General features: G+C 33.4%; 6 protein-coding genes. 2 read left to right on the forward strand and 4 right to left on the reverse strand.

What is annotated here, in order from left to right:
• Positions 1-113: 113 nt before the first annotated feature.
• The 4 genes from OM075_RS04845 to OM075_RS04860 form a co-directional block, all read right to left on the reverse strand.
• Complete coding sequence (locus tag OM075_RS04845) at positions 114-1,514, reverse strand: PKD domain-containing protein (protein ID WP_301189351.1); 1,401 nt, start codon at positions 1,512-1,514, stop codon at positions 114-116.
• 29 nt (positions 1,515-1,543) lie between these two features.
• A complete protein-coding gene (locus tag OM075_RS04850) occupies positions 1,544-3,070 on the reverse strand; it encodes a RagB/SusD family nutrient uptake outer membrane protein (protein WP_301189352.1) in 1,527 nt (508 codons plus the stop codon).
• A 108-nt stretch (positions 3,071-3,178) separates the two neighbouring features.
• The gene (locus OM075_RS04855) at positions 3,179-6,313 is read right to left on the reverse strand and encodes a SusC/RagA family TonB-linked outer membrane protein (protein ID WP_301189353.1); all 3,135 of its coding nucleotides are present in this window, start codon (positions 6,311-6,313) and stop codon (positions 3,179-3,181) included.
• A gap of 523 nt (positions 6,314-6,836) precedes the next feature.
• Positions 6,837-9,737 (reverse strand): triple tyrosine motif-containing protein, encoded by a 2,901-nt coding sequence (locus OM075_RS04860; protein ID WP_301189354.1) that lies wholly within the window; start codon positions 9,735-9,737, stop codon positions 6,837-6,839.
• 444 nt (positions 9,738-10,181) lie between these two features.
• Between OM075_RS04860 and OM075_RS04865 the strand changes: the two genes are divergently transcribed.
• Positions 10,182-11,942 (forward strand): tetratricopeptide repeat-containing sensor histidine kinase, encoded by a 1,761-nt coding sequence (locus tag OM075_RS04865; RefSeq protein WP_363321530.1) that lies wholly within the window; start codon positions 10,182-10,184, stop codon positions 11,940-11,942.
• A 183-nt stretch (positions 11,943-12,125) separates the two neighbouring features.
• Positions 12,126-13,367 (forward strand): efflux RND transporter periplasmic adaptor subunit, encoded by a 1,242-nt coding sequence (locus tag OM075_RS04870; protein ID WP_301189356.1) that lies wholly within the window; start codon positions 12,126-12,128, stop codon positions 13,365-13,367.
• The last annotated feature ends 12 nt before the right edge of the window (positions 13,368-13,379 follow it).

Below are 13,379 nucleotides of genomic sequence, written 5' to 3' on the forward strand. Positions count from 1 at the left end.
GCATCTTTTATCTCAACAACTTTTCGTTAGAAAAGGCTGTTATTAAACTTTTCTAATAATTAAAATAATCAGGAAATATCCCGGAGTATTTTACTCCGGGAATTGTGAATCAATTAATCTAGTAATTTGAAATCGTCAACATAGAATATTCCATCGTTACAGTGACCTTCATTTCCTAACTGAAGGATAATCAAGTCAAAATCCTGTCTATCTGAAACATCACTAAAGTCAAAAGTAAGTTCAATCCATTTTCCAAACTGATCTTCTGTCAATGTATGACTTCTAACCTGTTGGGTTTGCCAGGCATTGCCTCCCATTGAACTATCCTGAAGTTTGATATCGATCTGTGGACGAAGATTATGAGTAGCCAACCAATCAGTTCCCGGGTTACACTCTGTTACATAATCATTGAAACTTGGAACAAATACTTTTAATGTAAATACGTTTCTTACAGAAAGATCCATTAAATAATCCAATTCAATACTCACGTTATTCCATTCCCCTGTTCCTTTGTGATATAGAGCTACTTTTGCAGAAGTATTAATCGGCACTGGAGCGAAATTATCAATAATTGAAAATCCATCAATGGAACTTGTTACCCAAGCTATGTTTCCATTACCTTCAAAATCATCAAATAAATCATTTGTTTCCAGTTTCTTAACAACAGGCTCTGGCTCCGGAGTTAACTGATCTTCAGGCACAAATTTAGTATACCAGAAAAAGTTATTTTGTGAATCCCAGAAAGCAACTTCTAAAAGATCATCGGTACATGTAATAATTTGGTATTCAGTTGCGCCGGCATAATAACCTAAGAAACCACCACTCACTGTAAAGGATTCACCAGCTACAGCACATTGTACAGTACCGCCATCGTAAGGCATGATAAAATCTGCTCCATCGGCTTCCTGATGACCATCAGTTGAACCTAAATCTGCTGCCCATACACCATTAGCATAAACATCGCCATTAGTAACCTGTTCAAAAACCAAACCTGTTGATGCAATAGAAAATGTAAATCTATCATCATAAATTCCTTTACCAACTCTTGCTCCGGCTACATCTGCATGCCATTCTAATGGATTTCCCAATGTAGGTCCAAGGCCAAATGCAGCACTTGCATAACCATCCATAGCCCATGTTTTAGAACCACCTCCAGTTAACTCATCATAAGGATAACCTGATAAGAAAGCTGGATTATCTTCAGTAATTACGATATCATCTTCAACGGTTACTGATCCTCCTTGAGAAATAATAGTAACCTTAATTGTATAAGTACCTGCAAAAGTGTAACGTGCAGTAACTGTGTTACCATTTGCTTTTACACCATTACCCATATCCCAAAGAGCAGAAGTCCCCGGAGTGTTATTTACTAATTGATATTGATTTAATACATCAGTTGTCACATACTCCCACGAAACCTGGTCTGCATTAATATTTGCCGGCATAGTATGCTCATCAGGGGAACATGCTGCAAATGCAAATATTAAAACAACAAAATATAATATATTCTTCATTTTCTTAGATTTTAATTTTAACAAACTCATTAATAACCTGAATTCTGTACCAACTTAAATTCACCCTCTGTTTTATCAATTTCTGACTGAGGAATTGGCATATACTTCATATCATCAGACCATGTTCTTTCTGAAGAAAATTCAGGGATTGACTCTGTTAATACATTTGTATCACCCCAGCGAACTAAATCCCAAAAACGCATTCCTTCGCCTAAAAATTCACGTCTTCTTTCCAGCTTAATATTATCTGCTGTAGCATCAACAGAACCTAATCCGGCACGAGTTCTAATTTCATCTAAACATCCTTGAGCTGTTAAATCTGTACCAGGCGTTTGTCCGTGTACTACAATTAACTCAGCAGCATTTAATAATACTTCTGCATAACGGAAGATGCGTACATTATTTTCGTAGTTCAAATCTTCTGTATAAGGAGCATCGTTGTAATCTACTCTTGCAGAATATTTAGCCATAAACAATCCAGTATTTTGGAAACGAGCTGTGTAAGTTCCTTCTTCAAATTGATTTACCGATGCAGGTAAACGCTCATCACCAGCCTCAAAAAGTGAAAGAACTTCTGTTCTAACAGGACCAAATCCCCATCCACCTTTATATTCTGTTTTTTCGCTAAGAAGATCTTCTGTATCTTCTTTTAAACCATTTGGAGAGATAAATGCAGGTAAGTTTGTTCCATAACCTTGCCAAGCAGCACCCCAGTCTTTACCTTCTGCGAGTTGATTTGCTTCAAAAATAGATCCTGGTCCAAACTCACCTTCTCTATCCCAAATAGAAGCATAGTCAGTTAAATAATATGCACCACTTGCATAAATTTCTTCCATATCTGATAAAACCTCAGCATAACGAGTTTGATCTTTTTGATAAAGAACAATTCTTGCTTTTAGTAACATGGCTGCAGCTTTAGAAGCTCTTCCATCATCAGTAGCTTCTGGTCGCATTGGTAATTTGTCACCATCAATTGCAAAATCTACATCCTCAATCAATTCATTATAAATTTGATCTGCTGTATATTGAGGTGCCATGTATGGAGCTGGAAGATCCTCTTCGAAATAAGGAATATTACCCCAGAACTTCCATAACCAATGTACATAGTAAGCTCTTAAAAAATGTGCTTCAGCTTTATACTGATTTAAACTTGCTTCATCAACATCAACAGCATTTTCACAAGCTATAATAACATTATTACATCTGCTTAATCCACTGTAATAAATATTCCATAAACCAGCTGCTGTTTCGTTAGCATTTAAATTAAACTGTGACAACAGATACAACATCCTTTGGTCACCGGCATCACCACCACCCTTATAAATATCATCAGAACGAAGATCTGACATTAGAGGAACACTGTTATAGCTATAATCTGCATAACTATCAAAGAGTAAAATTTGATATGCTGCACCCAAGTTTGATAAAATTGCACCTTCAGTAGCAGCACCTCCAGCTTCTTGCGAATCAGTAGGCTCTACAGTCAGGAAATCCTCACTACACGATGTAAAGCCTAATAAAACTGCTAGAATTATTGCGTTTATAAATTTTTTCATGTGTCTATAATTTTTATTTCGACAATATTCAATGAAACTCCCTTTAAATAATTGTCTTTGAACGAAGACTAATATTGAAGCTTGTTTCATGGTTTGAATAATTTAGAATTAGAATGTAATATTGGCTCCAACTGAGATTGTACGTGCCTGAGGATAAATTCCTCTATCTACACCAATTGTAGTATATTCTTCTGATGCAATCTCAGGATCAAATCCATCATACTTAGTAAATGTCAACAGATTTTCAGCTGATACATATACTCTTAATCTTTTAATAAAGTCTTTGCGAAGAACTGTTGGAGGAATTGTATATCCTAACTGAATTGCTTTCAATCTTACAAATGAACCATCTTTTACATATATATCTGAAGATCGCCAGTTTGCATTTGGGTTCTCTGAAGTAACTCTAGGAATTTTATAGGAAGAACCTTCTCCTGTCCATCTGTCTAAAATCCATGTAGGACGATTCATTGCAGGAATATCTCCACGTACTGAATAATCAAAAATATCATTACCCATACTTCCCTGGAAGAACATATTCAAATCAAAAGCTTTATAGTCTGCACCAATGGTTAAACCAAAAGTCCAGTCAGGCATACCTTTACCGATTTTTGTTCTATCTAAATCATTAATCTCGCCATCTTTATTATGATCTACAAAACGAACATCTCCTGGCATGGCATTTTGACCATACTGAGTATTATATGCATCAGCTTCTGCTTGATTTTGGAATAATCCATCCGTTTTATATCCATAGAAATATGGGAAAACTTCACCATTTTTACCTTTAACAAAATCTCCTAAACCAGCAGCTCCACCATTTTCATAAACAATCTCTCCTGACTCATTACCCATATTGATCAACTTGTTCTTAATATAAGAGGCCTGTGCACCAATACTATAGTTTAAGTCACCAATATTATTTTTATATGTTAGCTCTAACTCAATACCTTGGTTTTCCATATCTCCTGCATTGGCAATAGGAGCACCTTTACCAACATACTTTGGTATAGGCTGTTCCATAAGCATACCTTCTGTATCCTTTTTAAAGTAATCGATACCAAATGCTAAAGCATGATTAAACATTCTTAAATCAAAACCAACATCAATTTGAGTTGACTCTTCCCATTTTACATTAGGGTTTGCAATTCGTGCAGGACTACTACCATATTGCATAGTTGAGTTATCTCCTGATCCAAAATAATAATTTTGACCACCATCCATTAAACTGGTGTATGAGAAAGCAGCAATATTTTCGTTACCATTTTTACCCCATGATGCACGAAGTTTCATATAACTTAACCAATTTGGTTTATTATCCATAAAGGATTCGTTAGTAACATTCCAACCTAATGAGAAAGAAGGAAATACGGCCCACTTATTATTAGAACCAAAGTTTGATGAACCATCTCTACGAACAGTAGCCTGAAGCATATATCTTTCATCAAAATTATAATCTAATCGGCCAAAATATGAAGCCAATGTTTTAGATGTATAACCTCCAGTTCCTCCAGAAACTCTTTCATCATCACGGTCTGCAATGGCATAATCAATTACAGCTTTAGAAGGATCTTGCTCTAATAAATCGTAATCATCACCTTGTAATCTTCTGTAGGTATATTCTTTAGCAGACTGACCTACTAATATTGAGAGATTATGCTTTTCACTTAGTGTTTTAGAATAATGTAAAGTATTTTCAACCTGCCAGTTATATCCTCTATTCATACCTGACCATACATGACTTTGAGTATAGTTTTTACCTTGTGTTGCCAGGAAGTGAGGATAAGTATATCCGTCATTTCCCCAGAATGCTAAATCAACACCATAACTTGACTTAAACTTTAAGTTCTTGATGATTTCAAGTTCACCCCACATTGTAGCAACAATTTTATCTGAATTTCCCTGATCCGCAGTAGGTGCATTTAACATTGCAACAGGGTTAGCAATTTCCTGAAATCCACTTGGTGGTAAAGAAAATACTCTTCCATCTTTATCTTTAACAGCTGTTGGATACTCAGCAATAACAGCATCTGGATCTGTAGCATAAACAGGAATTGTTGGGTTAAATGCTACTGCACTTCCTAAAACAGAACCATATTCTGAGTTAGTTTCAATTCCCATTGACTTAGATCTGGTGTAACCTGCATTTACTCCAACTTTTAAAGACTTAAACAAGTTTCTTGTTTCTTCAAAAACGTTGTATGTATTATTAACACGTACACTATATCTTTCATAATTAGATCTGTCGTAGTTACCACCAACAATACCGTCCTGAGAAAAATAACCGAAAGAAACAAAGTAATTTGATACATCAGTACCTCCACTTAAACTAACTTGATGGTTTTGAACCGGTGCATTATAATTAAAAGTTTCATTTTGCCAATCAGTTCCTTTTCCTGCATTCATAATTTCATCAGCACTATATAATGCTGAGTTTCCATCATTCAAACGAATCTCATTCATGATGGTCATATACTCTTTTGCATTTAGCACATCTCTTTCTGTCCAAGGATTTTGCCATCCATAAGAGAAATCGTAGTTTAATGTAGCTTTACCCTTTTTACCTGATTTTGTAGTAACAAGAATAACACCATTAGCAGCACGAGCCCCATAAATTGCACCAGAAGCGGCATCTTTCAAAACTTCAACCGACTGAATATCTGAAGGGTTCAAATAATCAATTCCTCCATCTACTGCCATTCCATCTACAATATATAATGGATCACTATTATTAATAGTACCAATACCACGGATACGAACCTTCGAATCTGATCCGGGTTGACCTGAACTTTGAGTAATTTGTACCCCGGAAACTTTTCCTTTTAGTACGTTCTCAATTCTGGAAGGAGTTGTTTTTTCCAGTTCTTCAGAAGAAACACTACTAATTGCAGCTGTTACAACACTTTTCTTTTGTACACCATAACCTACTACAATTACCTCATCAAGGTCTGAAACCTCTGGTGCTAATACCATATTAATAGTAGACTCGCTTTCAATTGTTACTTTTTGAGTTTCCATTCCAATAAATGAGAAAATCAGTACTTCACCTTGATTTACTTTAAGAGAATAATCTCCATCAATTGAAGTAATGGTCCCATTGGTAGTTCCCTCTACTATTACACTTACTCCTGGTATAGGAGCTCCGTCTTCAGCGGATGTAACTTTACCTGTAATTGCCATTTCCTGCGCCCATATAAAAGTGCTGCACAAAAACAGGATCATTGTTCCTAACAAATGTTTCATGTGTTTTAGAATTTAATTTTCATTTTCCACTTTACTTTCCAGCAAGCGGAAGAACTTAAAACCTTTAATTTTTCAGTGTGCACAATTTGAATCATTAAATAGTTTATCCGTTCAATTGCTTTTTGGATTTAGAATTAACTTTCATTGTCACAAAAATGCAATCATTTGTTAATTATATATAATTTATAACATCACAAAAAACTCATTTATACCAATTTTACACCTCACATAAAACTCATCTCAAAAATGTTTAAATACTGCTTTTCAATACCTTAAAGTTTATAAATACATAATATCACACCACACAACAAACTCATTTACACCAAAGCAGCCAAAATAAGCATATTTTAACATTTATTTACTTTTGTGATTTTTGTCATATATACATAAGCGCATACATACATTCATTTTTTCTTCATCAATACTTGAATAAGATAAAGGATAGAAATTTAAAATAGCATGGATAGTTCCATCGAACTAAAATCACTGTTTTAATTCTAATAAAACATCAAAACCTACTTATTTATACATTTTCAATATACTCAAGCAAGTTATCTCCTTGTGATAGTCCTAGTTTTTGACGTAGTTTATAGCGATTATTCTCAACCGCCCTTGTAGTAATATTCATTAGCGAGGCAATATCCTTACTAGCCATACCCATTTTGATATATGCGCATAACTTTTGCTCCCGACTTGTTAAATCCGGGTGCTTTTCTTTAAGGCTTTGAAAAAAAGCTTCATGAACCTGGCCAAAGTGAGTTTCAAAAACCTGCCAGTTATTCTCTGTATCAATATCGCGATCAATCTTTTTTATCAACAATCGAACTTTCTTTTCCAACTCAGATTTTTCCTGTATTCTAACAATCTTCTTTAGCTGCTCTTTAATATCCGAAAGCAATTCGTTTTTTTGGATGATATTAACTGTAGAATTTGCTAATTCTTTTTCTTTGTAAACCATCTCATTTCTGAGCTTATCATTTCTTAATCGGATCATTTCCTTCTCCGAAACCAGAGCTGCGGTCTTAAGTTGCTCTTCTTTAATTCTAAAACGCTCCTGTTGTTTCGTTTTTTCCTTTTGTTTACTAAGCTCTATTCTTTTACTGATAAAATAATAGATTAATGCGACCAGAAATAAAAATAAAATAACAAATACAACTTTTGCAAATACACTTCGATACCAAGGCGGTAACACAATAAACTTAAACGTAACAGGAGGTGCCTGTACACCATATTGATTTTTAGCCTTAATAATTATTTCATACTCCCCCTCAGTTAAATTCGAGTAATTTCGCTGGTTTACTTCGGTCCATTCTCCAAATCCACTATCATAATTTTTGAGCCATGTAGAATACAACACATTACGTTGTTCATAAAAAGATGCTACGAAAGAAATATTAAAGGTATTCTTTCTAAAGGCAAATGTAGGAACGGTATTTTGTTTTATAGAATCACCAACATAATTCAATTGGTAAGTTGTTGAATCAGAGTTTCCCTTAAAGGAGCGTAAGTGCACCTTAAAAGGAATCTTATAATTTTTAAAATCTTCTGTTGCATAATGTGCAAATCCATCTTCAACTCCAAAAAACACATTTTTGTCATCTTCAACATATACATGTTCAAAAGCGCTAACCATCTTTCTATCCAATGGCAAAAACGGATATCTGATATCTTTATATGTTCCATCCTCTAAAAGTCTTAGAACGCCAATTTTGTCACCATAAAAACACCACAAATTCCTATATTGATCTTCTTTAATATCATTGGGATAAATACCATCTGAAAACATTGCTTCAAAATCTTTTTTATGCACAAATTTATCTTCAGTGTAATCATATTGATAGATTCCATCATGACTGGTAAACAAACACTTTTCATTAATTTTAGTCAGCGTTAATGGAGTCTGATTATCTGGAAATTCTGTATTCTTAAATATTAAAACTTCGGTGGCTTCAGTTAAATCTTTATTCAACTTAATTCTAAAAACACCCCGGTATCCATGCGACATCCACAAATACCCCTGATCATCCCATTCAATAAAACGAGCTGATTCATTAAACTGTTTTATCGTATTTCGATAATGCCATTTTCCGTTTTTATATTCTAAAATGATAAGACCAGTATAAGTACCCGACAACAACAAATTATCATTCTCGGCTATAGGTTTAAAGTTCCATACTCCATTAATATCGTCTGGTGTAATTTCATTTGCACTTGAGCCTTTTATTTCAAATACCCCAAGATTATGGCCACATAATAAGGATCGATCATCCTGATACAAACTCCAAACCTGTCCTCCTGTATTTTCTACTTTAATAAAATCGTTTCTGTCTTTTAACGGATCTTTAAACTTTTGCGCTCCGATTTTAAAAACGGCCTGGTTCGTTCCGAAGTAATATTCATCCTTAAATTTCTCCATGACATATCCTGTCCCCAGATTATAATATCCCTGAAGAAAGGAAATAGACGAATTAAAATTCACTTTTACAATACCATTATCCAAACCGCCCCAAATATTGCCTTCCCGATCTACAAATGCACTTAAAACAGTATTATTCCTTAAACCTTTATCTTTATCTATTTGTAAGTTAATCTCCCCATTTTCGTCAACAATTACTATTCCCCCCTGAATTGTTCCATAAACTAAACGATCATCTGAATACTTACAACCACAGAATATATTTATCTTTTTAAGAAGACTGTTTGCAGGCACTTTCCACGCTTCAAACATTTGCATATCCCATTTATACAAGCCATTATTCATTGTTCCGATTACCATTTCAGAATTTGACAATGACATAATAGACTTTACTTCTTTGCCGGCAAACAATTTCCCGCCATTAATGGGGTAAATATCATTACCTCTAACTTCCATTAAACCAGCCTGCTCATCTTGAACAATAAACAAACCATTAACCACAAATGCTGAAACAAAACGAGATTCGGGATAAATAATATGTGTTAGCTGATCATCTTTATAAAAACATAATCCTTTTTGTGAGTGAAATACAACATAGCCATTCCAATCATAGATATGCCAAAAATCCTCGAAGTTTCTTACGTTTGGTCCCTGGAGTAATGATTTATATTGCAATTTACTGATGGAATCATAATAAAAATACCCTAGCTCATTAAAAGCTCCGGCATAAATCCTATCTCCAATAGCATGTACACTTCTTACATTATAATCTCCTAAATCGCGATACAAACGCCATTGATCTGCATCAAACTCCAGAACACCATAGTTATTTCCAAAATATAAAAATCCACTTTTACTCTGAGTGATTCCCCAATTTTGAGTTGCTCCATGATAAGTTCGCCTGTTGAAATATTCTATATCCGGGATTCCTATTTTCTTAACCTGAGCTGCCAGCTCATTTGAAAAGAATAAACAAAACAATATGATAATTCGAACAAAAAGCTTCATGCTTTATAATTAGATTTATTTAAACATAGATTGTAGGATGTGTAAAGTAATTAACATTTCTATTCCAAACAAAAAACACAGAAAAAAACCTTACACATCCCGCAAATACAAAGGTCTATAAGCACAACTTTATTTATGTATAAAATTGATATTGAAAACATTAAATATTTTTATTAAATTCGTCTAGCCAATTCAAAAAGATGAAAAATCTTTAACCGATAACTAATTAATACCTTTAGCTAACATATGAAAATAACACACCTCCTAAACTTGATTCGGAAGAGTCTATTTATACTACTAATATGTTTTTATTCAACTATCCATGCTCAGGATCATGAACTACAAATCATACCTATACCTGCTGATACGTTAATAAAATTTCATTGCCCCGAAAACATAAAAGATATTAGTGACCAACTAATTCAATCATCAATTTACTTTGCAATGGGTAAGTCATATAACCAAAAAGGAAATTTCGCCAAGGCACTTTCTTGTCTTAATAAATCCTTACTAATACTTGAAAACCAACAGGATTCTTCCAGACTTATACCTATTTATAATCAAATTGCTTATTCGTTAAATCATGCGCAGAGATTCGAAGAAGCGTTTATTTATACAGCAAAAGCACAATTCCTTTTAAAAAAACATGAAAATGCAACTGAAAAAATAAGATTATTGGTAAATCTGGGTTGTTATAATCAGAGTCAACAACATTATACTAAAGCAAAAAGTTTTTATACAGATGCTCTAAACCTGAATAAAAGTATCAACGACACACTCATACAAATTCACATACTACATCACCTTGGAAATTTAAATTTACATCAGGATCATTTGATTGCAGCAGGCAGATGTTTTAGAAACGCTCTAGCCCTAACTAAAGAAAGAAAAGAAGATGTAAGCTATCAGATTTCTAACCTTACAATTGATATAGGCAATTATTATTCAACGGTAAATAATATGGATTCTGCTCTTTACTATTATACTAAAACTTTAGAAATATCCGAATCAAACAATCATACAGATATTACATCAAAATCATACAAAGCGTTAAGCAACCTATATTTAAATAATAAGGATACAATTAAAGCTTTTAAATATTTGCAAATTCATTCCAACATTGAAAATAAACTTTTTCATTCAACTATATCTCAACAAATTAGCGAATTATATGTACAGTTTAATTCAAAAACAAAAGACCAACAGATAAAATTACAACATGCAGAAATTAAAAGCGAACGATTAACAAAAATATTACTTATCACGTTTTTACTATTCATAAGTATTATTACTGTTATTGTATTTATAAATTATTACCGACTTAAACTTTTAAACAACACGCTTAAAAAACAAAATCAGAAAATTATCAAACAAAATAAAAGCATTAAAGAAAATGCCATAAGACTTGAACAGGCAAACACTGAATTAATAGAAAGCCGGGCACGATTAAGCAAACAAAAAGTTAAGCTTCAGATTGCAAATAAAAAATATATCAAAGCCAATACTTCAAAAGACAAATTCTTTGACATTATAGCTCATGATTTAAAAAGTCCTTTTCAATCCATTATGGGGTTTTCTTCACTTTTAAGAGAAACCTACGATGAAATAGAGGATGACAAAAAACGGAAATACATTAAGCTAATTGACTCGTCAACAAAACATGTTAATTCTTTAATTGACAATTTACTTAACTGGTCTAGAAGCCAGAATGAACGTATTAATCTGGTAAGAACTAAGTTTGAATTAGACAAACTTATCAATCAAAAAATAAATTTGTTTGAACTTACATCTGCAAAAAAGAAGATAAATATAGTTTCTACAATCTCAAAAGGAACCACTGTTTATGGAGATATGAATATGATAAGTCTGGCACTAAGAAACATTATCAGTAATGCAATTAAATTTTCGTACGCAGGAGGCAAAGTTGAAATATTATCAACAACAGACAAACGAAAAACAACTATTTACATTAGAGATTATGGAATAGGAATGCCTCCGGAAACCATCAATAATTTATTTAATATTGATAATTCAAAACGATGTATTGGGACATGCGGAAAAAACGGAACCGGATTAGGATTAATAATCAGTAAGGAGTATATTGAGAAAAATGATGGTTCAATTAAGGTAATCAGTACGGTTGGAGAGGGCTCTACTTTCTGCATTACTTTACCCTCAAAGGAAAATATTTCTTCACTTAACTAAGAACTTTAATCTCAATAATTCAATAATCCATTTATCTTATTATATTGCATATGAGTTTCTTGCTCATGCTTTTTGCATTTATTCATTAATTACATACAGACCTTAATCAATATACAACTCAATTAATCAGTAGGGTTAAGAATTAAACAGGTTAAGCCTTACCAATAAAGAAATTATAATCTTATGAAGAAATCATTATTATATCCGCTGGTAATTTTAGTCATTCTAATTGTGGTTTTAGTTATTGGAAAACAATTGGGTTGGATTGGAAATGAATTTAAATACAAAGTAACAACAGAGCAAGCTCAAAAAAGAACACTTACTGAAATTATAACAGCTAATGGGAAAATTAATCCGGAAGTAAGAGTAAAGGTAACTTCTGATGTGTCGGGGGAAATACTTGAGCTTCCAGTGAAAGAAGGAGAGCAAGTAACTAAAGGGCAAATGTTAGCAAAAATTCAACCAGATATTTACCAACGAAACCTTGAAAAAATGGAGGCTGCAGTTGTATCATCTGAAGCCAACCTGTCACAAGCTTTAGCACAGTACAAACAAAAGGAATTAGACTTCAATCGTAAAAAATTACTTTGGGAACAAAAAACGATCTCTGAAGCTGAATATGAATTGGCTCTTGCTGATTACAATGTTGCCAAATCAAGTGTTGACGCCGCTAAAGCTTCACTAAAAAATGCTACAGCATCCAGAAATGAGGCAAAAGACAACCTTTCAAAAACAACAATATACGCTCCAATGGATGGAACCATTTCAAGTTTAAAAGTTGAAAAAGGAGAAAGAGTAGTTGGAACAGCTCAATTTGAAGGAACAGAAATAATGACCATTGCCAACCTGAATAACATGGAAGTTGTTGTGGATGTAAATGAAAATGACATCATCAGAGTAAGTTTAAATGACACGGCTATTATTGAGGTTGATGCATATTTAAAAGACAAATTCAAAGGCATTGTAACGCAAATAGCTAATTCTGCTAATGTAGAAGGAAACAGTGCAGATCAAATCACAAACTTTGAAGTTGAAATTCTCATATTACCGGAATCTTATCAAAAGCTTATAGATGAACATGGAGAAAATTTCCACCCTTTTCGACCTGGAATGTCGGCTACAGTCGATATACAAACCAACACAAGAGAAGATGTTTTAACCATTCCCATACTAGCAGTGTCATCACGAAAAGATACAACCAAAAGTGATAATCCAGGGGTTGACGAAAAAATTGAAGTGGTATTTGTAAACGAAAACGGAAAGGTAAAACAACAAACTGTTACAACTGGAATTCAAGACTTAAAATACATCGAAATTCTGTCCGGTATTTCAGATAGTTCGTCTGTTGTTAGCGGGCCTTACAATATCATTTCAAAAAAATTAAAAGACGGTGATTTAATTGAAGAAACTACCGATAAAAAATAAAGCATAAAAAAA

Origin of the sequence: Plebeiibacterium sediminum (assembly GCF_026013605.1) — a bacterium.
GTDB lineage: Bacteria > Bacteroidota > Bacteroidia > Bacteroidales > Marinilabiliaceae > Saccharicrinis > Saccharicrinis sediminus.